The sequence below is a fragment of the Rhodobacter sp. Har01 genome (genome assembly GCF_020564565.1).
In the GTDB taxonomy this organism is placed as follows: domain Bacteria; phylum Pseudomonadota; class Alphaproteobacteria; order Rhodobacterales; family Rhodobacteraceae; genus Pseudogemmobacter.
The window spans coordinates 110,001-130,154 of sequence record NZ_JAJCTD010000006.1 but is presented as its reverse complement, the minus strand read 5'-3'; the positions used below and the strand labels follow the sequence as shown (position 1 = coordinate 130,154).

The 20,154-nt window shown below is 68.8% G+C and carries 23 protein-coding genes; 16 read left to right on the top strand and 7 right to left on the bottom strand.

What is annotated here, in order from left to right:
• Nucleotides 1–7: 7 nt before the first annotated feature.
• Both LHP98_RS15210 and LHP98_RS15205 read right to left on the bottom strand, forming a co-directional pair.
• Nucleotides 8–652 carry a ChrR family anti-sigma-E factor gene (locus LHP98_RS15210; protein ID WP_227253396.1) on the bottom strand — a complete coding sequence of 215 codons (645 nt, stop codon included), beginning with the start codon at nucleotides 650–652 and terminating at the stop codon, nucleotides 8–10.
• 8 nt (nucleotides 653–660) lie between these two features.
• The gene (locus LHP98_RS15205; RefSeq protein WP_227253395.1) at nucleotides 661–1,209 is read right to left on the bottom strand and encodes a sigma-70 family RNA polymerase sigma factor; all 549 of its coding nucleotides are present in this window, start codon (nucleotides 1,207–1,209) and stop codon (nucleotides 661–663) included.
• 242 nt (nucleotides 1,210–1,451) lie between these two features.
• On the opposite strand from LHP98_RS15205, the gene LHP98_RS15200 reads away from it, so the two are divergent.
• From LHP98_RS15200 to LHP98_RS15150, 11 genes are all read left to right on the top strand, one after another.
• On the top strand, nucleotides 1,452–2,747 hold the full coding sequence (locus LHP98_RS15200; protein ID WP_227253394.1) for an NAD(P)/FAD-dependent oxidoreductase: 1,296 nt from the start codon (nucleotides 1,452–1,454) through the stop codon (nucleotides 2,745–2,747).
• Between the two features lie 106 nt (nucleotides 2,748–2,853).
• On the top strand, nucleotides 2,854–3,609 hold the full coding sequence (locus LHP98_RS15195) for a DUF1365 domain-containing protein (RefSeq protein ID WP_227253393.1): 756 nt from the start codon (nucleotides 2,854–2,856) through the stop codon (nucleotides 3,607–3,609).
• Entirely contained in the window at nucleotides 3,609–4,847 is a 1,239-nt protein-coding gene (locus LHP98_RS15190) for an MFS transporter (RefSeq protein ID WP_227253392.1), read from the top strand. The genes LHP98_RS15195 and LHP98_RS15190 overlap by 1 nt, the downstream gene beginning before the upstream one ends.
• Nucleotides 4,848–4,850: 3 nt before the next feature.
• Complete coding sequence (locus LHP98_RS15185) at nucleotides 4,851–5,435, top strand: DUF3833 domain-containing protein (protein ID WP_227253391.1); 585 nt, start codon at nucleotides 4,851–4,853, stop codon at nucleotides 5,433–5,435.
• Nucleotides 5,432–6,172 carry an SDR family NAD(P)-dependent oxidoreductase gene (locus LHP98_RS15180; RefSeq protein WP_227253390.1) on the top strand — a complete coding sequence of 247 codons (741 nt, stop codon included), beginning with the start codon at nucleotides 5,432–5,434 and terminating at the stop codon, nucleotides 6,170–6,172. Before LHP98_RS15185 ends, LHP98_RS15180 begins: the two co-directional genes overlap by 4 nt.
• 802 nt (nucleotides 6,173–6,974) lie before the next feature.
• Complete coding sequence (locus LHP98_RS15175) at nucleotides 6,975–8,333, top strand: extracellular solute-binding protein (protein WP_319638958.1); 1,359 nt, start codon at nucleotides 6,975–6,977, stop codon at nucleotides 8,331–8,333.
• A gap of 42 nt (nucleotides 8,334–8,375) precedes the next feature.
• Nucleotides 8,376–8,906 (top strand): ABC transporter ATP-binding protein, encoded by a 531-nt coding sequence (locus tag LHP98_RS15170; protein ID WP_227253389.1) that lies wholly within the window; start codon nucleotides 8,376–8,378, stop codon nucleotides 8,904–8,906.
• Nucleotides 8,903–9,790 (top strand): ABC transporter permease, encoded by an 888-nt coding sequence (locus tag LHP98_RS15165; protein ID WP_227253388.1) that lies wholly within the window; start codon nucleotides 8,903–8,905, stop codon nucleotides 9,788–9,790. The genes LHP98_RS15170 and LHP98_RS15165 overlap by 4 nt, the downstream gene beginning before the upstream one ends.
• The gene (locus LHP98_RS15160; RefSeq protein WP_227253387.1) at nucleotides 9,783–10,028 is read left to right on the top strand and encodes a hypothetical protein; all 246 of its coding nucleotides are present in this window, start codon (nucleotides 9,783–9,785) and stop codon (nucleotides 10,026–10,028) included. Before LHP98_RS15165 ends, LHP98_RS15160 begins: the two co-directional genes overlap by 8 nt.
• Nucleotides 10,001–10,600, top strand: coding sequence for an ABC transporter permease (locus LHP98_RS15155; RefSeq protein ID WP_227253386.1), 600 nt, complete (start codon nucleotides 10,001–10,003; stop codon nucleotides 10,598–10,600). The genes LHP98_RS15160 and LHP98_RS15155 overlap by 28 nt, the downstream gene beginning before the upstream one ends.
• 10 nt (nucleotides 10,601–10,610) lie before the next feature.
• Nucleotides 10,611–11,684: a P1 family peptidase gene (locus tag LHP98_RS15150; RefSeq protein WP_227253385.1), complete on the top strand. Its 1,074-nt coding sequence runs from the start codon at nucleotides 10,611–10,613 to the stop codon at nucleotides 11,682–11,684.
• A gap of 15 nt (nucleotides 11,685–11,699) precedes the next feature.
• Here LHP98_RS15150 and LHP98_RS15145 read toward each other — a convergent pair whose 3' ends face one another.
• From LHP98_RS15145 to LHP98_RS15135, 3 genes are read right to left on the bottom strand one after another with little or no spacing between them, the layout of a single operon-like run.
• Nucleotides 11,700–12,443 carry an amino acid ABC transporter ATP-binding protein gene (locus LHP98_RS15145; protein WP_227253384.1) on the bottom strand — a complete coding sequence of 248 codons (744 nt, stop codon included), beginning with the start codon at nucleotides 12,441–12,443 and terminating at the stop codon, nucleotides 11,700–11,702.
• Nucleotide 12,444: 1 nt separating this feature from the next.
• The gene (locus LHP98_RS15140; protein WP_227253383.1) at nucleotides 12,445–13,527 is read right to left on the bottom strand and encodes an amino acid ABC transporter permease; all 1,083 of its coding nucleotides are present in this window, start codon (nucleotides 13,525–13,527) and stop codon (nucleotides 12,445–12,447) included.
• Between the two features lie 4 nt (nucleotides 13,528–13,531).
• Nucleotides 13,532–14,386, bottom strand: coding sequence for an ABC transporter substrate-binding protein (locus LHP98_RS15135; RefSeq protein ID WP_227253382.1), 855 nt, complete (start codon nucleotides 14,384–14,386; stop codon nucleotides 13,532–13,534).
• Nucleotides 14,387–14,559: 173 nt separating this feature from the next.
• On the opposite strand from LHP98_RS15135, the gene LHP98_RS15130 reads away from it, so the two are divergent.
• Together LHP98_RS15130 and LHP98_RS15125 are read left to right on the top strand one after the other, a co-directional pair.
• Entirely contained in the window at nucleotides 14,560–15,219 is a 660-nt protein-coding gene (locus tag LHP98_RS15130) for a TetR/AcrR family transcriptional regulator (protein WP_227253381.1), read from the top strand.
• Nucleotides 15,220–15,228: 9 nt separating this feature from the next.
• Complete coding sequence (locus LHP98_RS15125; RefSeq protein ID WP_227253380.1) at nucleotides 15,229–15,930, top strand: glutamine amidotransferase-related protein; 702 nt, start codon at nucleotides 15,229–15,231, stop codon at nucleotides 15,928–15,930.
• Between the two features lie 633 nt (nucleotides 15,931–16,563).
• Here the strand turns inward: LHP98_RS15125 and LHP98_RS15120 are convergent.
• Nucleotides 16,564–17,796: an RsmB/NOP family class I SAM-dependent RNA methyltransferase gene (locus LHP98_RS15120; protein WP_227253379.1), complete on the bottom strand. Its 1,233-nt coding sequence runs from the start codon at nucleotides 17,794–17,796 to the stop codon at nucleotides 16,564–16,566.
• A gap of 70 nt (nucleotides 17,797–17,866) precedes the next feature.
• On the opposite strand from LHP98_RS15120, the gene LHP98_RS15115 reads away from it, so the two are divergent.
• Nucleotides 17,867–18,043: a DUF1674 domain-containing protein gene (locus LHP98_RS15115; RefSeq protein ID WP_227253378.1), complete on the top strand. Its 177-nt coding sequence runs from the start codon at nucleotides 17,867–17,869 to the stop codon at nucleotides 18,041–18,043.
• Nucleotides 18,044–18,083: 40 nt separating this feature from the next.
• Here LHP98_RS15115 and LHP98_RS15110 read toward each other — a convergent pair whose 3' ends face one another.
• Nucleotides 18,084–19,097, bottom strand: coding sequence for a polyprenyl synthetase family protein (locus tag LHP98_RS15110; RefSeq protein ID WP_413687716.1), 1,014 nt, complete (start codon nucleotides 19,095–19,097; stop codon nucleotides 18,084–18,086).
• 52 nt (nucleotides 19,098–19,149) lie between these two features.
• Here LHP98_RS15110 and LHP98_RS15105 point away from each other — a divergent pair, with 52 nt between their 5' ends.
• Nucleotides 19,150–19,365: a DUF2007 domain-containing protein gene (locus tag LHP98_RS15105; RefSeq protein ID WP_227253377.1), complete on the top strand. Its 216-nt coding sequence runs from the start codon at nucleotides 19,150–19,152 to the stop codon at nucleotides 19,363–19,365.
• Nucleotides 19,362–20,123 (top strand): tRNA1(Val) (adenine(37)-N6)-methyltransferase, encoded by a 762-nt coding sequence (locus LHP98_RS15100; protein WP_227253376.1) that lies wholly within the window; start codon nucleotides 19,362–19,364, stop codon nucleotides 20,121–20,123. The genes LHP98_RS15105 and LHP98_RS15100 overlap by 4 nt, the downstream gene beginning before the upstream one ends.
• The last annotated feature ends 31 nt before the right edge of the window (nucleotides 20,124–20,154 follow it).

The following is a 20,154-nucleotide window of genomic DNA, read 5'->3' as shown; positions in this document are numbered from 1 at the left end:
CGGCCCGTCAGATGCGCATGAACGGCTGCGCCATCCGCGGCACGATGCCCTTGAACCGCAACGGCGCGTCCGTGGCCGCAAGGCAGATGCAGTCCTGCCCGGCCTCGGCCACCGGCACATGCTCCAGATCGCCATCGGCGATCTCCACGTCGCCCGGCCCGAACCGGCCCGTCTCGTCGGCAAAGGCGCCCTGCAGCACCAGCGTCATCTCAAGGCCCCGGTGGCCGTGGTCCGGCACCGCCACGCCGGCGGGAATGTACAACAGCCGCGCCGTCGCACCGCGGTCGGTCGGCAGGATCGCCTGCCGCACGCCCTTGCCCACCGGCCGCCACTTCACCGCCTCGACCCCGCCGCCCACATAATCGGCCAAAGGCCCCGGCAGCACCCCGCGCCGCCGCGGCGCCGGCCGGGCGGGGGCCATTTGCGGCATCCCGTCCAGCCGTGCCAGACAAGCCTCCAGCGCCGCATCGTCCATCTCGGCGGCGATCTCCTCGACCACCGCGCCGCCCAGCGCCTCATAGGCCTCGGCCTGCGCCCGGCACTCGTCGCACAGCGACACATGCGTGGCGACGACCAGCGCAAAGGCCTCGGGCAATTCGCCCGCCGCATAGGCCATCAGCAATTCTTCCGACAGGTGGTGACGAATGGTCATGTGCCTTCTCACTTCAACTCTTGCCGCAGCCGGTCCAGCGCCAGCCGGATCCGGCTTTTTATGGTGCCCAGGGGCAATCCCGTCTCGGCGGCGATCTCGCTGTGCGAGACCTCGCCCCAATACGCCCGCTCGATCAGCGCGCGCTGCTTGTCGGGCAGCCGCGCCAAAGCCTGGCCCAGCCGCTCGGTCTCTTGCCGCACCTCCAGCACCGTGGCCTGATCAGGTTCAGGCTCCGGTCCCCAGGGCAGCTCTTCCGGCTCGGGGCGGCGCGTCCGGCGCAGCACGTCGATCCGGCGGTTCCGGGCAATGGTGAAGACCCAGGTCGACACGCTTGCCCGGGCGGGGTCGAAGAGATGCGCCTTCTGCCAGACCGTGGCCATGGCATCCTGCGCACATTCCTCGGCCAGCGCCGCATCCGCGCCCGACTTCATCAGGAAACCCTTCACCCGCGGGGCAAAGTGCCGAAACAGCGCGGCAAAGGCCGCGCGGTCCTGACGGTCGCGCACGGCGGCCACCAGCGCCGCCCAGTCCTGAATATCCGACCCGTCCGCCTTCACCCGGCCATCCCGCTGCCAAATCCCCGTTTGCGGCGCACCATAGGGGGGCGTCGACAGGGATGCATCCGTTTTGTCGTCAGGACAAGCGTCGAACATCATGCCGCTTCTACGCCGCTGCCCGCGGACCGGATCACCTTGCGGCGCGAATTTCCATCCTGTGGAATTTCTTGCGGTTTCACCTGATCCGAACGCACCCGCCCGCCGTATGCACTGCAAAAGACGGTCATCCACGGGAACGCTTCATGCCATTCGAGACTTCTGTTAACCCCCCTCGCCGCATCGCCGTAGTCGGGGGGGGCATTTCGGGCATGTCCGCCGCCCACCTGCTGGCCGAAGGCAACTCGGTCGTGCTGTTCGAATCCGAAAGCCGCCTTGGCGGCCACGCCCGCACCCTGATCGCGGGCAAGCGCGGCGATCAGCCGGTCGACACCGGCTTCATCGTCTACAACCGGGTGAACTATCCCCACCTCGTGAAGCTGTTCGAAAAGCTTGACGTGCCCGTCGCCCCCAGCAGCATGTCCTTTGCCGCCTCGATCGACGGCGGCCGCGTCGAATACGGCCTGGCCGACCTGAACACCATCTTCGCCCAGCGCCGCAACGCCCTGTCACCGCGGTTTCTGGGCATGATCACCGACATCCTGCGCTTCAACAAGCACGCCGAGACCGTGGCGCAAGACGGCCGCATGACCATCCGCGAGTTGCTGGACGAACTGGGCACCGGTGCGGCCTTCCGCGACTGGTACATCACCCCCTTCTCGGGCGCGATCTGGTCGACGCCCACCATGGGCATCCTCGATTTCCCGGCCAAGGCGTTGGTGCAGTTCTTCAAGAACCACGCGCTGCTGTCGCCCAACGGGCAGCACCAGTGGTACACCGTTCGCGGCGGCTCCGTGCAGTACGTCAGCCGCCTGCAGGCCCTGATGGCGCGCCAGGGCGTCGACATCCGCCTGTCCGCCCCGATCGCCGCCGTCCGGCGCGACAATGGCACGGTGCAGGTCCGCGCCCAGGGCGGCACCTGGGAGGTGTTCGATGACATCGTCTTTGCCACCCATTCCGATGTGTCCCTGCGCCTGCTGTCGGACCCCACGCCCGATGAACGCAGCGCGCTGGGCGCCGTCCGCTATCAGCCGAATGAGGCCGTCCTGCACGCCGACACCCGCCTGATGCCGCAACGCCGCAAGACCTGGTCATCGTGGAACTATGTCGAACCCAAGGGCGGTGCCGGCAACCGCATCGACCTGACCTACTGGATGAACGCGCTGCAACCCATTCCGCCGGACGACCCGCTGTTCGTCACGCTGAACGCCACCCAGGCCATCCGCGCCGACCGGATCCACGATGTCACCACCTTCCGCCACCCGGTCTATGATCTGGGGACCCTGGCCGCGCAGGACCAGATCCGCGCGATGAACGGCACCGGGAACACCTGGTTCTGCGGCGCCTGGATGAAGAACGGCTTCCACGAAGACGGCATCGCTTCGGCGCATGATGTGGTAGAAGGTCTGCAAAGCCGCACGCCGCTTGAGGCCGCCGCATGACCAACGCCCAACCTTCGCGCCAAGGCCCCACCGTCGCAGGAACTCCTGCGAATTCCCGGCGCGACACTCGCGCCGGAACGGGCTTTGACACCCCCGGCGTCTGCGCATGACAGATGCCGTCGAACACATCCGCGGCGAAACCTTCCACGGCCGCAAGGGCGCGGTGAAGAACGCCTTCCGCTACGGCGTCGACTACCTTCTGCTCGACCCCGACAGCGCCACCGGCCCGGCGCTGTTTTCCCGCAACCGCGCCAACCTGGTCGCGCTGCATGACGCCGACTATGGCGGCGCCCCCGGCCAAGGTCGCGGCACCGCCTGGGTGCGCGAGGTTCTTGCGGCCCAGGGCGCCCCCGGATCCGAGCGGATCCTGCTCCTCGGCCAGCCCCGCGTGCTGGGCCACGTCTTCAACCCGGTGTCCTTCTGGCTCTGCCACAACGCGGCCGGAGACCTTGTCTCGGTCATCGCCGAAGTGTCCAACACCTACGGCGAGCGTCACTCCTACCTCTGCACCCATCCCGATGGCCGGCCCATCACCCGCACCGATACCCTGACGGCTGAAAAGCTTTTTCATGTCTCGCCCTTCCAGCCCGTCGAGGGCCGCTACGACTTTCGCTTCGACATCAACCCCGACCGGATCGGCGTCTGGATCGACTACACCTCGCCGACCGGGGGCCTCTTCACCAACCTGATCGGCCCCCGCGCGCCGCTGACCAACACCGGCATCCTGCGCGCCTGCCTGCGCCGCCCGTTCGGCTCGCGCCGGGTGCTGGCGCTGATCCACTGGCAGGCGCTGAAGCTCTGGCTCAAGGGTGTGACCTTCCGCCCCCGTGCAGCGCCGCCGGCCAAGGACGTCAGCCGCTGATGGCCCATCGCCTGCCGGCCTGGTCGCTGTTTGCGGCCCTCATCGCCATGGCCGGCCTGCCGATCTACATCCATGCGCCCAAGTTCTATGTCGACAGCTACGGCGTGCCGCTTGCCGCCCTTGGCGCCACCCTCGCCGCGCTGCGCCTGATCGACGTGGTGCAAGACCCGCTGCTCGGCTGGCTTGCCGAGACGACGCGGCCCCACCGCCGCACCACCATCGCCGCCGCCACCGCCCTGATGGCCGCCGCGATGTGGGGGCTTTTCGCCATGCCCCCGCCCACCGCCCCGCTGTTGTGGTTCGCCCTCACCCTGACCGCGCTGTTCTCGGCCTTCTCCTTCCTCACCATCACCTTCTACGCGGATGGAGTGTCCAAGGCCGCCACCCTTGGCCCGCAAGGCCACATCCGCCTCGCCGGCTGGCGAGAGGCCGGGGGCCTGATCGGCGTCTGCCTGGCCGCCACCGCCCCGGTGGCGCTGGCCCGCCTGACCGACGCCCCCTTCACCGCCTTCGCCGCCGTCTTCGCGGCCGTCGCCCTCATCGCCACCATCGCCATGCACCGCGAATGGTCCACCACCGCCCGCAGCGGACCCCGCACCTCGCCCATAGACCTGTTCCGCCCGGCGCTTGCCGACCCGCTCGCCCGCCGCCTGCTCTTGATCGCGCTGCTGAACGCAGCACCCGTGGCCGTCACCTCGACCACCTTCCTGTTCTTCGTCGAAAGCCGCCTTCAGGCCCCCGGCGCCGAAGGCCCGCTGCTCTTGCTGTTCTTCCTCTCCGCCGCCGCCGCCGCGCCGCTGTGGACCCGCGCCGCCGCCCGCTTCGGCGCCAAGCCCGCCCTGATGGCCGGCATGATCCTTGCCATCGCCGCCTTCCTCTGGGCCGCCACCCTCACCGCCGGCGACACCCTCGCCTTCGCCGCGATCTGCGCCGCCTCCGGCGCGGCCCTCGGCGCCGACCTCACGCTCCTGCCCGCGCTTTTCGCCCGCCGCCTGGGCCAGCTTGGCACCGGCACCGAGGCCGCCGCCTTCGGCCTGTGGTCCTTCGTCTCCAAGCTTTCGCTCGCCCTTGCCGCCGCAACCCTGCTGCCGGCGCTGCAAGCCGCCGGCTTCACCCCCGGCCCGACCAACCCCGACAGCGCCCTTCTCGCCCTCACACTGATCTACGCCGCCCTTCCCTGCGTATTGAAACTGACCGCGCTGGCACTCCTTGCCCGCACTCCCGACATGGAGACCTGACCCGTGCCCACCCTCCTTGCCTTCGCCCTCGGCGCACTTGTCGTCCTGGCCCTCGCCTACGCCCGCACCCGCTTCGCCGGCTTCACCGCGCAACGCCCCGAAGACTATGCCACCGGCCCCGCGCTTGACCCCGCCACCCACCTCTCCGGCCCGCTTGCCATGGAGGGGCTGCTCTACGGCCCCACCGGCCGCGTCGTGTCGCGCTTCGTCGCCAGCGCCCGGGGCACCTGGACCGGCCCAACCGGCACCCTGACCGAGGATTTCATCTATGACAGCGGCGCCCGCCAGTCCCGCGCCTGGTCGCTGACCCTGGGGCCGGACGGCGCCATCACCGGCACCGCGCCCGATATCGTCGGCACCGCCACCGGCCGCGCAAGCGGTTCGGCGCTGGTCATGCGCTACCGCATCAAGCTGGAACCGCAGGCCGGCGGGCACGTTCTGTCGGTCACCGACTGGATGTATCTGCTGGACAACGGCACGCTGATGAACCGCTCGGAATTCCGCAAGTTCGGCGTCAAGGTCGCCGAACTGGTCGCCACCATCCGCCCCGCGCCGGAATCCGCCGCCGCCCGCATGGCCGCGGAATGAGGGATTTCGCCGGCAAACGCTACTGGCTGGTCGGCGCCTCCGAAGGCCTGGGCCTCGCGCTGGCCCAGCGCATGGGGCAGGCCGGGGCGCAGCTCATCCTCTCGGCCCGCTCACCCGAGGGCCTGGCGAAGGCCGCCGCCAGCATCCCCGGCGGGGCGCAGACCGTGCCGATGGACGTCGCCGACACCGCCAGCGTCCGGTCCGCCGCCGCTCAGGTCGGCGAAGTCGACGGCCTTGTATTCCTGGCCGGCGTCTACTGGCCGATGCGCGCGCAGGACTGGGACGCCGACAAGGCCGAGGCGATGCTGAACGTCAACGCCACCGGCTGCACCCGCGTCGTCGGCGCCGTGCTGCCGCAGATGGTCGCCCGCAACGCCGGCCACATCGTCATCACCGGCTCTTTGTCAGGCTTCCGGGGCCTGCCCGGCGCCATCGGCTACGCCGCCTCCAAGGCCGCCACCATGGTCCTGGCCGAATCGCTTTACGCCGACTTGCGGAACACCGGCATCACCGTGCAGCAGGCCAACCCCGGCTTCATCCGCACCCGCCTGACCGCGCAGAACGATTTCCAGATGCCCTTCATCCTGGAACCCGAAGCCGCAGCCCAGATCATGTTCGACCACATGGCGCGCGGAGGCTTCAAACGCAGCTTCCCCACCCTGTTCTCCTGGCTGTTCCGAGGCGGCCAATTCCTCCCCGACGCGCTGTGGTACCGCATGTTCCCGCCGGGGAAGTAGGCGGGCCAGGCCCGCACTCCATTTCCGCCGTCCCGACGCCCCCTCCGGGCGGACCAGGAAACGCACCGCGTTTCCCCGCCCGACGCGCCACGCCCCCGCAAGACCGCCCCCACCAGGCACCCCAAAGGCCATCGCCCGACCCGGCGGGCGAGAAGCGCCCGCCAGGGGCGGGTCGGGCGCTGGCCGGGGGCATGGGCCCCCGGCTGGTCCGGCGGCACCGTGGCACTGTGGCGACGACTATGGTCGCCGCCATGGGGGCGAAGGGACAGGCCAGCACCCGTTGCCTTCGCTTGGATCAGCTTGCCTGTCGGAACTGAACGTCAAGGTTTTCCGGCATGGCTCCTTCAGGTCCGCGTCCGGTCATGCCTGTCAGAAAGACATGGTTGCCGGAAACGGTGCTCTCCGCACCATGCATCCTCGCCGTTCTGATATACGGCGAAAATGACCAGAGGCACCGCGTGGGTCAACGGCCGCTCTGTCCTGCAAACCAAACCCTCGCACCCAACCCTGGCCGGGTTAACAGTCGCGAAGCGGCCCCGGCCAGCGCCCGACCGCCCGCAGGAACGCTTCGGGGGGCGGGCGCTTCTGCGCCGTCACCCCTTAGTGCACCCCTTCGGAGCGGCCGCCCCATAAAGCGCCATCCTCGCACCTTGGGATGCGCCCCCCCGCGGTCGGACGATGGCCTGTGTTGCGCGTGGTGTGGGCGGGGGGGTCGTTCCGGGTAAGGAAAACAGACGATCTTGCGAAGGCGACAAGGCCCAAAGGTCAACAAATCCTGACGACAGGTTCTTAACCCCTTGGAATCCTTTGCGGCCCTCCCTGTCCCATCGTCGGGCACTTCATCCCGGCAGCCGCAGCCCGCCCTCGGCGGTCCACCACCCCGGCTCGCCCCCCGCAATCGCCACCCTCTCGACCGCCGGCCCCGGATGCCGCGCCAGCACCTTTCAAGAACATCGACCCGGCCTTCCTGCGGGCCAAGGAAGACCCCGCTTCGGAATACTGCCTGCCCTATGCCTGGGGCACGGTGGGGATCTTCTACAACGAAACCGTGACCGGCCCGATTGCCGGCTGGGCCGACTTCTTCGCCATCCCGGAAAAGACCGGCGGCAAGATCACCCTCTTGGACGACATGCGCGAGGTGATCGCCATCGGGCATGTGATGAACGGCACCTCGGTCAACAGCGACGATCCGGCGGCGGTGCAGGCGGCCACCGACTATGTGCTGGCCCGCAAGGGCGCGGTGTCGGCCTTCACCTACGAAGGGCCGCCGCTGCCGACCTCGGGCGATATCGCGGCCGGGCACTTCTTCGTCGGCGGCAACGTGTTCTTCACCGAGACGCCGAACATCAAGTATGTGATCCCGGCCGAGGGCGGCACGATGTACCAGGAAAACATCTGCGTCCTCGCCTCCGCGCCCGACAAGAAGAACGCCATGAAATTCATGGAGTTCTACCTGCGCCCCGAGATTGCGGCGCTGAACGTGGCGCAGCAGTTCAACGGCACGCCGAACCTGCCCGCCAACGACCTGACGCCCGAGGCGATCAAGTCGAACCCGAATATCAACGTCGGCCCCGAGACGCTGACCCGCCTGCAGATCTTCGAAGACATCGGCGCGGCGCTGAAACTGTATGACCGGGCCTGGAACACCATCCGCACGGCGCAGGGAATGGCGCCGCTGCTGGAAATCCGCGCGGCGCGGCGGACATTCGTCACCCCCGAGGGCGGCCATCTGGCCGCCCTTGACGGGATCGACCTCGACGTCGGCGCGAACGAGTTCGTCACCCTGCTGGGGCCTTCGGGTTGCGGCAAGACCACGCTCCTGCGGGCGATTTCCGGGTTCGAGACGCTCGACAGCGGCAGCATGCGGCTGGACGGCGCCGACCTGACCGCGCTGCCGCCGTTTCGTCGGCCGGTGAACACGGTGTTTCAAAGCTATGCCCTGTTCGGCCACATGAATGTGGCGCGCAACGTGGGCTACGCGCTGGAGGTGGCGGGTCTGCCCAAGGCGCAGCGCGAGACGCAGGTGACCGAGGCCCTGCAGAAGGTGGGCCTGGCCGGCATGGGCGCGCGGCGTCCGGGGCAGGTGTCGGGCGGGCAGCGGCAGCGGGTGGCGCTGGCGCCGGCGATCATCGCCAAGCCGCGCCTGCTGTTGCTGGAATAGCCGCTGTCGGCGCTGGACCGCTCGTTACGCCAGCAGATGCAGTTGGAACTGAAGAGGCTGCAGCACAGCCTGGGCATCGCCTTCCTCTTCGTCACCCACGACCAGGAAGAGGCGCTGACGATGTCCGACCGGATCGTGGTGATGCGGTCTGGCCGGATCGAACAGACCGGCACCCCGCGCGCGATCTACCGCCATCCGAAGAACCGCTTCGTCGCGGAATTCATCGGCGAGACCAACCTGTTTCCGGCCACCGTCGACCGCGTCGAGGGCGCCACGGCCCTGGCCCGCACCGCCGAGGGCATGGAACTGCGCCTGCCCGCCGAAGGCCGCAAGGCGGGCGAGCCGATCATGGCCATCCTGCGCCCCGCCGACTTCAGCTTTGGCCCAACCGGCATTCCCGGCACCGTCACCCGCGCCGTTTACCTGGGGTCCGACCTCTACCTCTTCGTGCAACCGCAGGCCGGCGGCCCCGAAATCCGCGTCATCGCCCGCGACGGCGCCGGGTTCGAGGAAGGCGCCGCCGTGCACCTGACCCATGACCCGGACCGCGTCCATGTGCTGGAGTCAGCATGAGCGCGATGCAGCGGCAATCGGTGCTGCTGGGCGTTCTGCTGGCCCCGGTCACGCTGTTCCTCGGCGGGTTCTTCCTGCTGCCGCTGTGCATCATCGCGGTGCTTTCGGTCCTGACACCCGGCCTCTATGGCGGGGTGGAATGGAGCTTCTACCACTGGAACCACGGCCGCATCTTCGGCTGGGCCGACGGGATCACCGAGATCTATGAGCCGATCTACCTGCAGATCCTGCTGCGCTCGCTGTCCTTCGCCGCGCTGACGGTCGTTCTCACGCTGATCCTGTGCTACCCCGTGGCCTTCTGGGTGTCGCGCCTGTCGGAGCGCTGGCGGCTGGTGTTCATGGTCCTGATCACGCTGCCGGTCTTTTCCAGCCTGATCGTGCGGCTTTATGCCTGGCTCTTGATCCTGAAACCCTCGGGGCTGCTCAACACCATCCTCCTGTCGATCGGCGCCATCCGCGAACCGCTCGAGATCCTCTACACCCCGACGGCAGTGGTTCTGGGCATGGTCTATGTCATGGTGCCCTTCATGTTCCTGCCGCTCTATTCGGCGGTCGACAACCTGGATCGCGCGCAAGTCGAGGCCAGCTTGGACTTTGGCGCAAACCGGCTGCAGACCTTCCTGAAGGTCGTGCTGCCGCAGACCCTGCCCGGCATCATGGGCGGGGCGGTCATCGTGTTCATCCCCTCGGTCGGCAACTTCATCGTGCCTGACGTGCTGGGCGGGGCCAAGGGGCTGATGATCGGCAACCTGGTCGAACAGCAGTTCCTGTCCGCGCGCAACTGGCCCTTCGGCTCGGCCCTGTCGATGATCATCATGGCGGTGGTGCTGACGGTGCTGCTGGTCGCGGTCACGCGGGCCAGAAAGGCCGGCGGCCATGCGTAACCCCGGCGGTTGGGCGGCGCTGACAGCGTTTTCGCTGCTGTTCTTTGCCTTCATCTACGCGCCCTTGTTCGTGATCATCGGCTATTCGTTCAACTCGAACCCGGTCAACATGATGATCTGGGAGAGCTTCACCTTCGACTGGGCTGCTGGGCCTGTCGGATCGCACAACGGACATCGGGAATCGCGCCGCCTCTATCGAGCACCGACCAGATGCTGGCGGCGCTGCGCACCTCGCTGACGGTGGCGCTGTTCACCACGACAATCTCGACGGTGATCGGCACGGCAACCGCCATCGCCCTGGCGCGCTACAAGCTCCGCCTGCGCGGGTTCTACAACGGCTTCATGCTGCTGCCGATGATGATGCCCGATATCGTGCTGGGCATCGGCCTGCTGATCTTCTTCGTCACCATCGGCATGAACCTGTCGCTGATCACCATCATCATCGGGCACTGCACGTTCCTGACCTCTTACGTCTTCATCATCGTGCAGGCCCGCATCGCCGGGCTTGACCCGGCGCTCGAGGAAGCCTCGGCCGACCTTGGCGCCTCGGAATGGGTGACGCTGCGCAAGGTGCTGTTGCCGCAACTGGCGCCGGGGGTGCTGGGCGGGGCGCTTCTGGCCTTCGTCATCTCGATGGATGACCTGGTGATCCCCTATTTCGTTTCGGTCACCGGCGACACCACGCTGCCGGACTTCATCTTCGGCATGATCCGCCGGGGGGTGAAGCCCGAGATCAACGCCATCGCCACCCTCATCATTCTGGCCTCGGTGGTCGTCGCCGGCCTTGGCCTCTGGCTGCGCAGCAGATAGACCGACTGAGATGACCCAGACCACCGCCAGACCGCGCGCCCGAGACCTTGGCCTGCCCTTCCCCGGCACGCCCGGCCCGCTGAACGCCATCACCGACGTTCCGGGCGTGGCCGTGGGCTTCTGCACCCTCACCGATCCGGCCCGCAGGATGCGCACCGGCGTCACCGCCATCCTGCCGCGCCCGTCGACCCAGCCGCAGCCGGTCTGGGCCGGGCAATTCGCGCTGAACGGCAATGGCGAGATGACGGGCACGCACTGGATCAACGATGCGGGCTATTTCCTGGGGCCGATCCTGATCACCAATACCCACGGTGTCGGGGCGGCGCATCTGGGCGCGACCCGCTGGATGATCGGCCATTATGCCGAGTATTTCGCCCGCGAACACGCCTGGGCCATGCCGGTCGTGGCGGAAACCTATGATGGCGTGCTGAACGACATCAACGCGCTGCACGTCCAGCCCGACCATGCCATCGCGGCGCTGGAGGCCCGGAGCTTTGGCCCGGTGGCCGAAGGGTCGACCGGCGGCGGCAACGGCATGATCTGCTATGAGTTCAAGGGCGGCACCGGCACCGCGTCGCGCCGGATCGACCTTGGCGGGCAGGCCCACACCGTGGCCGCGCTGGTGCAGGCCAATCACGGCATCCGGCCCTGGCTGACCATCCTCGGCAAGCCGGTGGGCCAGCTGATGCCCGAAGACGCGCTTTACTCGGGCGAGATGGGCTCGATCATCGTCATCGTCGCCACCGACGCGCCCTTGTCCGGGCTGGCCCTGCGCCAGGTCGCCAAACGTGCGGCCATCGGCATCGGTCGCGGCGGCACGCCGGGGGGCAACAATTCGGGTGACATCTTTCTGGCCTTTTCCACCGCCAACCAAGGCCCGATGCCGCAGTTCGCCCCGGCCGTGGCGCTGAAGGCAGAACTGAACATCGATCTCCTGGACCCGCTCTATCTTGCCGCCGTGCAGGCGATCGAAGAGGCCGTGGTCAATGCCCTGGTCGCAGGCGAAGACGTGCCCACGGTCAAGCCCGCAGGCCTGACTTGCCGCGCGCTGGATCACGCGCGGCTACAGGCGATCTTCGCCTGAAGCACCGGCGGCCGCCTACAGCCGCCCGGCCTCGATGATCTGTTTCAGGAACTGCCGGGTGCGGGCCTCCGTCGGGTTGCCGAAGATCTGCTCCGGCGGGCCTTTTTCCAGAAGCGTGCCCTGCTCCAGAAACACCACCATGTCCGAGACCTCTCGGGCGAACTGCATCTCGTGCGTGGCGAGGATCATCGTCATGCCGTCGCGGGCCAGGTCGCGCACGATGTTCAGCACCTCGGCCACCAGTTCGGGGTCCAACGCCGAGGTGATCTCGTCCAGAAGCAGCGCCTCGGGGCGCATGGCGATGGCGCGCACGATGGCGACGCGCTGCTGCTGGCCGCCGGACAGCTGGTCGGGGTAGTAGCTGGCACGGTGGCCCAGTTGAACCCGGTCCAGCAGCGCGCGGGCCTGGTCGCGCGCGGCTTCGCGGCTTTCGCCCAGCAAGCGCATCGGACCGGCCATGATGTTGTCTTCGACCGACAGGTGCGGGAACAGGTTGAACGCCTGGAACACCATGCCGACCTTGCGGCGCAGCCGGTTCTGGTCGACCCCCGGGCCGGACACCACGTCGCCATCCAGCGAAACCCGGCCGGCGTCGATCGGCTCCAGCGCGTTGATGCAGCGCAGCAGGGTAGACTTGCCGGACCCCGAGGCGCCGATCAGGCTGACCACCTGGTGGCGGTCGACCTCGAGGTCGATGCCCTTCAACACCTCGTGGCTGCCGTAGATCTTTCTCAGGCCGGCGATCTCGATGAAGGCCATGTTATCCCCGCTTCCGCTTTTCCAGCGACCGTTCCAGCATCCAGTCGACAAAGCGGGTCTGCGGAATGGTGATGATGACGAACAGGATCGCCACCACCAGAACCGAGGACAGGTTGAAGTTGGCCGAGGCGTAGAACTTGGCCTGGTTGAAGGCGTCCATCGTGCCGATGACGTTGACCAGCGAGGTATCCTTCTGCAGCGCGATGAAGGCACCCAGAAGCGGCGGGATCACGATGCGGATGGCCTGCGGCAGGATGAAAAAGCGCATGGTCTGCGGAAAGGAAAAACCCAGGGATCGCGCGGCCGACCATTGCGACGGGTGGATCGAGTCGATGCCCGAGCGGTAGATCTCGGCGACATAGGCCGAATAGGTCAGCGTCAGCGCAATGATGGCGAACCATTGCGACGACACCTTCGAGATCAGCGGCAGCCCGGTCAGCGGCAGGCCGAAACCGATCAGGTACAGCACGATGATCGCGGGCACGGCGCGGAACAGGTCGATGTAGGCGATGGCCAGCATCCGCACCGGGGCGCCGGCGCGGCCGGGCGTCAGGCGGGCAACGGCCAGGAACAGGCCGACGATCATCACCAGCACCTGCGCGATCAGCGCCAGCTTGAGGTTCACCAGAAAGGCCCGCGCCACGTCGGCGGCGGATTCGGTCATCAGGTCCCAGCGCAGGAAGGTCTTCTGGATCTTGCCGTCGTTGAACAGGATCATCTGCACCAGAAAGAAGCCGATCATCAGCGCCAGCGTCAGGCCGAAGACGATCAGCGCACTGTCGCGGGCGCGGGCCGCACTGGCCCGCGCCGCCAGAATCTCGGACCGCGCCAGATCGGCCCGGCTTTGCAGCGCCAGCGTCAGTGACCGCGCGCCCAGCCACAAGGTCACCGCCCCCGCCGCCAGCGCCACATACAGTGCGCCGCTGGCCAGTCCGTGCAGGCCGGGATCGCTGACCCCGGCCCGAACCGCGCCGCCGGTGATGCCGATGACCAGCAGCCCGGCCACGGCGACCAGCAGCGCCACCACCGCCAGGCCCAGGCTGGGCGGGGGCGGGCTTAGCCCCGACGGGTCTGCCGCTGCCATCGGCTCAGTTCAGCGGCCAGACCGGAATGGCGTTCGGGTCCTTGCCGAACAGCGGCGTCAGGTAGGCGGCCGACAGCTTGGCCAGCGTGCCGTCCGCATTCATTGCCCCCACCGCGGCGTCCACCGCCGGAGTGTTGGCCGAGCCCTTGGGCGTGATCACGTTGACACCCCAGTTGGTCTCGAACTGACCCACCACCTCAAGCGCGCCATTGGTGCCCGAGGTCGCGGTCAGCAGCAGCGTGGTGTCGGTCATGATCGCGTCCACCTGGTCGGCCATCAGCGCCGCAATCATCTCGGGCTGGCCCTGATACTGGCCGACCTCGGCATTCGGCTTCAGCGTGTTGATCACCCAGTCGGCGCCCAGGTTGCCCTGCAGCACACCGATGCGCTTGTCCTTCAGGTTCGCCGCGGTCACGTCGGCGCCGGCCTTGGTGGCCACGCCCAGATTGGCCGCAAAGTAGTTCTGCGAGAAGTCGAAGACCTCGCGCCGCTTGTCGGTGGCCGAGGCCGAGGCCATGGCGATGTCATAGCCCGTCGCCGCGCCGCCGATGAACTGGTCCCAGGCCAGGTTCATCAGTTTCAGGTGCTTCAGCCCCGCCCGATGCGCGACCTCGGCCGCCAGGCAATATTCGAAGCCGTCCTTGGTTTCCTCGGGCGAGGTGCCGTTCCACCAGCCGGGGTTGGGCAGCACGGTGGCCACGATCAGGGTATCGGGCTCGACCGTGGTCAGGCTGATGCTGCCGGCCTCGCCGGTGGGCGCGCAATTGCCGAAGTTCGGCGCATCGCCATCGGCCAGCGCCAGCCCGGGCAGGGCAAGGCTGGCCAGAAGCGCGGCGGCAAGGGTGCGTTTGGTGATCATCTCGGGTCCTCCTGTTGGGTCGTGGTGTCGCCGCGCCTCTTTCTGCTGCCAGCGGCCGTCGCGCCGTGCCGCGCAGGCCGCCCTCACTGGAAGCGCTTGTAACTCGTGTTATTGATGGATAACGTATGTTACGAAAGCTCGATGTGTCAACTGCAACCGGACGGAGCGTCAAGGTGCCTCAATCAGGCCGACTGCAATCCAGGATGGCGCATGCCGCGCGAGAGGCCTGGGTCGATGCGGCGCGCGACATCCTGATTTCCGGCGGGTTCCCGGCCCTGAACCTGCGCGGGCTGGCCGGCTCGCTGGGGGTTACGACGGGCGCGTTCTATTCCGCCTTTTCCGGGCTGGAAGACCTGCACGAGGCGCTGCGCCAGAAGTGGCGCGATCAGAACACCACGCCGCTGGTTGCCGCCCTGACCGATGCCGGAGCCGATGGCTTTCGGCAGTATCTTGCCGGCCTGCGGGTGACGGTGTTGGAAACCGGCATCGACCCGCGCTTCGACAATGCGGTGCGCGAATGGGCGCATTCCTCCCCCCGCACGGCGCAGGTGCTGGCCGAGGTCGAGGCGCTGCGCATCGACCTGCTGGCGCGGATGTTCCTTGCCCTGGGCTTCGACGACAAGCGCGCCCAGATCCGGGCGCGGATCACCTATTTCCACCAGGTCGGCTATGGCGCGATGGAAATTCACGACGACCCGGATGAGCGGCTTCTGAACCTGCGCTTCTACGCCGAGGCCCTGACCGGCCGCAGCGACCTGATGGTCTGTGGCACCGCCGAGGAGGTGCGCGCCTTCATCCTGACCGGCCTGCCGCCCGGCAGCAAAAGCCGCTGAGAGGACGCCATGGCCCCAGACCTCGTCTTCATCCGCCACGGCGATGAGCCCGATGATGATCGGGTTCATAGCTTTGCCCTGATGAACGGCTTTCGGCCCGTCACCTACCGGCCGTTCCGCGGCGATGCCCTGCCACGGCCCACGGCGGACCTGGCTGGAACCGTGGTCTTCGGCGGCAAGCAATCGGCCGAGGATGACGACGGCTGTGCCTACCTTGCCGAAGAACTGCGCTGGATCACCGATTGCATGGCCGCGAACATCCCGATTCTCGGCATCTGCCTTGGGGCGCAACTGATCATCCGCGCCCTTGGCGGCCGGGTGGGGCCGCACGACGGCGAGTTGCATGAGTTCGGATATTACCCGGTCACGCCCACGGCAGCCGGAAAGGGCTTCATGCCCGGCCCGATGCATGTGACCGAGGCGCATTACCACACCTTCACCCTGCCGGACGGGGTCGAGCTTCTGGCCACCGGCACCAACTACGTCAACCAGGCCTTCCGCTTCGGCGACCGGGTCTTTGGCGTGCAGTTCCACCCTGAATGCACCATCGAGATCTTCCGCCGTTGGCAGGACGCCGACTGGGCGCCCTATGGCAAGCCGGGCGTGCAGGACCGCGACGAGCAGACCCGGCTGATGGCCCGGCACGACGCCGCGCAGTCCGCCTGGTTCAACGGGTTCCTGGCCAGGTTGTTTTGCGCCGGCGCACGCTGACTGCCGCTCGCCCCGGCAAGGGCGACCGGCCGGCCGCATCGGATGCGTCGTTCAGGTCGATAGAAGGCCGTCGGACTCATCGGCTTTCCCATCGGTCGCCGAAGAAACCTTCCGGTCGGTGAGGGATCCACTCCGCGCCCGACCCGGCGACCGCACCTGCCGAACGCGGCGCGCGGCGCGAGCGGCCGGCATCATTGGGCGGTGCGCGGCCGCCGCTGCCCCTTGACGCGGCCGCCTGGCTGAATGACCGCTTGGACCAGAAGGCCGCGGGGCAGACTCCGCTCCTGCAACGCCTGCTCTCCGCCCCTTCCGCCGGCGACGCCCGGATCGACGTGCCCGGCCCCGGCCAGCACCCGACCGCCGCCAAGACCGCGTCGCGGAGCGGGCGTTTCTTCGTTCACCCCTTGGGAGAGGCCGCCCCCTAAAGGCGCCGGCTTCGTTCCGTGGGATGCGCCCCCTCGCGGTCGGGCGCGGGCCGGTGTCGCGCGTGGCACCGGCAGGTGGTTCGCTCCGGGCGACGAAATCAGCCGGTCCTGCGGCGGGCTGCAAGGCCCAAAGGTCAACAAATCCTGAAAACGGCTGCGTAACCCCGTGGAATCCTTTGCGGCCTTCCCCGTCCCATCATGGGACACCTCAGCCCGGCACCCGCAGCCGGGCCAGAAAGAACCCGTCCATCCCGCCCTGCTCGGCCCAGAAATCCGGCCGCAGCCGCAGCCCGCCGCCTTCGGTCCACCAGCCCGGCTCAACCCCCGGAATCGCCGCCCTCTCGACCGCCAGCCCCGGATGCCGCGCCAGCGCCGCCGCCAGCTGCCCCTCGCCCTCCTCGGGCAGCAGCGAGCAGGTGGCAAAGACCACCCGCCCCCCCGGCCGCACCATCCCCAGCGCCCGGTCCAGGAGCCGCGCCTGCAGTTCCACCAGCCCCGGCACCTCGGAGCCATCCTTCACGAACGGCAGATCCGGGTGCCGCCGCACCGTCCCGGTGGCCGAACAGGGCGCGTCCAGCAGCACCGCGTCGAACGGCCCGTCAGGCACCCACTCCAGCGCGTCGGCCACCACCAGCCGCGCCGCCAGCCCGGTGCGGCCGAGGTTCTCCTGAACCACCGCCAGCCGCGCGGCACTGACGTCCAGTGCCACCACCTCGGCCCCCGCCGCCGCCAGTTGCATCGTTTTGCCCCCCGGCGCGGCGCACAGGTCCAGCACCCGCTCACCCGCCACCGGCGCCAGGAGCTGCACCGCCAGCGCGGCGGCGGCATCCTGCACCCACCAGCCGCCCGCGGCATAGCCCGGCAGCCCCGACACCTGCCCCGGCAAGGCCAGCCGCAGGCTGCCGGTCGGCAACCACTCCCCGGCCGGCGCCTCGGCCCCGTCCCGCAGGGTCAGGTCCAGCGGCGGCGCGGCGGCCTGCACCGCCTCGATCGCCGCCACCGCCTCACGGCCATAGGCATGCACCATCGGCTGGCGCATCCAGCGCGGCAGCTTCTGCACCCCCAGCGCCGGCTCGGGCGGCACCGCCCGCAGCACCGCATTCGCCAGCCCCGCCAGATGCTGCGTCCGGTTGCCCTGCCGCACCAGCGCCACCGCCGCGTTCACCGCGCCATGCGCAGGCGCCCCCAGCGCCATTTCCACCACCGCCAGCCGCAGCAGGTTCAGCACCGGCAAGGGTGGCGCCTTGCGCATCAGCCCGCCCAACAGCCGGTCCACCGGCTCGACCCGGCGCAGCACCTCTTCCGCCAGCCGCCGCGCCCGCGCCCGTTCGCCCGGCGCCAGCGCCTCGGGCTCGGGCAGCTCGGACAGCATCCGCCCCTCGCCCAGCACGACATCCAGCATCGCCGCCGCCGCCGCCCGCGCGCCCAAGCCCTCAGCCATGCCAATCCCCTTTGCGGCCCCGCCCGCAGCGCCCTATACCACCCCCAGGCACCGCACAAGGAACCCGACCATGCCACAGGACCAGCGCGACCTGCCGCCCGAAGCCCTTCGGGCCCTGGCCGAGGCCGAAGCCCGCCGCAAGGCCGCACAGGCCCAGACCCCGCCCAAGGAATATGGCGGCCGCGACGGCCCCGAACCCGTCCGCTACGGCGATTGGGAAAAGAAGGGCCTCGCCATCGACTTCTGAGCCGCCCCGGCAGGCGCCAGGCCCGATGCCCGGCGCCGTCTCAGGCGATTCGTGCCACCACGTATTGCGCCAGATCCGCCAGCACCTCGCGCAGCGGATCGTCGGGCAGGGCGGCCAGCGCCGCCTCGGCCGTCCGCGCCCAGCCCAGCGCCGACGCCCGCGCCGCCTCCATCGCGCCGTGCCGCGCCATGATCGTCCGCGCCTGCTCCAGGTCGCCTTCGGCCTGCTGGCCCTTTTCGATCACCCGCACCCAGAAGGCGCGCTCTTCCGCATCCGCCTGTGCCACCGCCTTGATCACCGGCAGGGTCAGCTTGCGCTCGCGGAAATCATCGCCGGTGTTCTTGCCGATGGTGGTCGAGGACCCGCCATAATCCAGCAGGTCATCGGCCACCTGGAAGGCGATCCCCAGCGCATCGCCATAGGTGTAAAGCGCCCGGACCTGCGCCTCGGGCGCCCCCGCGATCACCGCACCCGACTCGGTCGCCGCCGAAAACAGCGCCGCCGTCTTGCCGCGGATCACCTTCAGATAGATGTCTTCCGTCGTCGCCAGGTCCTGTGCCGCGGTCAGTTGCAGCACCTCGCCCTCGGCGATCACCGCGCTGGCGTTGGCCAGAATGTCCAGCACCCGCAGGTTGCCCGGCTCGACCATCAACTGGAACGCCCGGGCGAAGAGATAGTCGCCCACCAGCACGCTCGACTTGTTGTCCCACAGCAGGTTGGCCGTCGGCCGGCCGCGGCGGCGATGGCTTTCGTCCACCACATCGTCATGCAGCAGCGTCGCGGTGTGGATGAATTCCACCGTCGCCGCCAGCTTCTGGTGGTCGCTGCCGCGATACCCGCAGATGCGTGCCGCCGCCAGCGTCAGCATCGGCCGCAGCCGCTTGCCGCCCGCCTCGATCAGATGCGCGGTCACCTCGGGGATGCGCGGCGCATGCTCGCTGGACATCCGCGCGCGGATCAGCCCGTTCACCGCTGCCATGTCCTCGGCCAGCGCCACCGCCAGCCGGTCCTGCGGGCTTTCCTTCGGCTGTTCCACCGAACCGTCCATGTCCATCCCTGCCCCCGCCGCTCTTGCCCGGCCGGGCAGGCGCGCTTAAGTCATTTCCATGAAGGAACTTCTGCGCACGACCGACCCGACGGTGATCGCCTTCGCCCAAGCCCTGCTTCAGGGCGAGGGTATAGCGGCCTTCGCCATGGACGTCCACATGAGCATCCTTGACGGCAGCTTGGGCATCCTGCCGCAGCGCCTGATGGTGGCGGACCGCGACCTGTTTCTGGCCCGCGTCGTCTGCCGCGACAACGGCCTGGCGCCAAGCCCATGACCTTGCAGGAAGATCGGCTGACCGACGACGGCTTTCTGTCCGGCCGGCTGCGGCTGTGGCAACCCGAAAAGGGCTATCGCGCGGCGACCGATGCGGTGCTGCTTGCCGCCGCCTGCCCGGCACAGGCGGGGGAAAGCGTGCTTGACCTGGGCTGCGGTGCCGGTGCGGCGTCGCTGTGCCTGGCCGCGCGGGTGCCGGGGGTGCAGCTTTCGGGGCTGGAACTGCAATCCGATTATGCCGACCTGGCCCGCCGCAACGCCAGCCGCAACGGCATTCCGTTCGAGGTGGTGGAGGGCGACATTTCCCGCATGCCGCGTGCCCTGCGGCGCGATTTCGACCATGTCATCGCCAATCCGCCCTGGTATCCGCCCGGCGGCACGGCCTCGCCGCGGCGCGACCGGGCCACCGCGCTGCAGGTCAGCCTGCCGGTCTCGGCCTGGGTCACCACGGCCGCGCAACGCCTGCGGCCGGGCGGCTGGCTGACCCTGATCGCCGGAGCCGACAGCCTGCCCGAGTTGCTTGCAGCCCTTGGCCCCAAGCTTGGCTCGGCGTCGGTGCTGCCGCTGCAACCGCGCGCCGGGCGGCCCGCGCTGCGGCTGATCCTGCGCGCCCGAAAGGTCGGTCGCGCGCCCTTCCGCCTGCTGGCGCCGCTGGTCCTGCACGATGGCGCGGCGCACGACGGCGACCGCGAAAGCTATACGCCGCTGGCCAGGGCCATCCTGCGCGACGGGGCCTCGCTTGACGGGGTTTTCGATTGAATACCCGTGAAATCCTGACGCAGCCTGTCGG

Excerpts from the sequence above, each read along its gene's own strand:
- LHP98_RS15210 (WP_227253396.1), bottom strand. The coding sequence starts at position 652 with ATGACCATTCGTCACCACCTGTCGGAAGAATTGCTGATGGCCTATGCG.
- LHP98_RS15200 (WP_227253394.1), top strand. The coding sequence starts at position 1,452 with ATGCCATTCGAGACTTCTGTTAACCCCCCTCGCCGCATCGCCGTAGTC.
- LHP98_RS15195 (WP_227253393.1), top strand. The coding sequence starts at position 2,854 with ATGACAGATGCCGTCGAACACATCCGCGGCGAAACCTTCCACGGCCGC.
- LHP98_RS15190 (WP_227253392.1), top strand. The coding sequence starts at position 3,609 with ATGGCCCATCGCCTGCCGGCCTGGTCGCTGTTTGCGGCCCTCATCGCC.
- LHP98_RS15180 (WP_227253390.1), top strand. The coding sequence starts at position 5,432 with ATGAGGGATTTCGCCGGCAAACGCTACTGGCTGGTCGGCGCCTCCGAA.
- LHP98_RS15165 (WP_227253388.1), top strand. The coding sequence starts at position 8,903 with ATGAGCGCGATGCAGCGGCAATCGGTGCTGCTGGGCGTTCTGCTGGCC.
- LHP98_RS15160 (WP_227253387.1), top strand. The coding sequence starts at position 9,783 with ATGCGTAACCCCGGCGGTTGGGCGGCGCTGACAGCGTTTTCGCTGCTG.
- LHP98_RS15155 (WP_227253386.1), top strand. The coding sequence starts at position 10,001 with ATGCTGGCGGCGCTGCGCACCTCGCTGACGGTGGCGCTGTTCACCACG.
- LHP98_RS15150 (WP_227253385.1), top strand. The coding sequence starts at position 10,611 with ATGACCCAGACCACCGCCAGACCGCGCGCCCGAGACCTTGGCCTGCCC.
- LHP98_RS15145 (WP_227253384.1), bottom strand. The coding sequence starts at position 12,443 with ATGGCCTTCATCGAGATCGCCGGCCTGAGAAAGATCTACGGCAGCCAC.
- LHP98_RS15140 (WP_227253383.1), bottom strand. The coding sequence starts at position 13,527 with ATGGCAGCGGCAGACCCGTCGGGGCTAAGCCCGCCCCCGCCCAGCCTG.
- LHP98_RS15135 (WP_227253382.1), bottom strand. The coding sequence starts at position 14,386 with ATGATCACCAAACGCACCCTTGCCGCCGCGCTTCTGGCCAGCCTTGCC.
- LHP98_RS15125 (WP_227253380.1), top strand. The coding sequence starts at position 15,229 with ATGGCCCCAGACCTCGTCTTCATCCGCCACGGCGATGAGCCCGATGAT.
- LHP98_RS15120 (WP_227253379.1), bottom strand. The coding sequence starts at position 17,796 with ATGGCTGAGGGCTTGGGCGCGCGGGCGGCGGCGGCGGCGATGCTGGAT.
- LHP98_RS15115 (WP_227253378.1), top strand. The coding sequence starts at position 17,867 with ATGCCACAGGACCAGCGCGACCTGCCGCCCGAAGCCCTTCGGGCCCTG.
- LHP98_RS15110 (WP_413687716.1), bottom strand. The coding sequence starts at position 19,097 with ATGGACATGGACGGTTCGGTGGAACAGCCGAAGGAAAGCCCGCAGGAC.
- LHP98_RS15105 (WP_227253377.1), top strand. The coding sequence starts at position 19,150 with ATGAAGGAACTTCTGCGCACGACCGACCCGACGGTGATCGCCTTCGCC.
- LHP98_RS15100 (WP_227253376.1), top strand. The coding sequence starts at position 19,362 with ATGACCTTGCAGGAAGATCGGCTGACCGACGACGGCTTTCTGTCCGGC.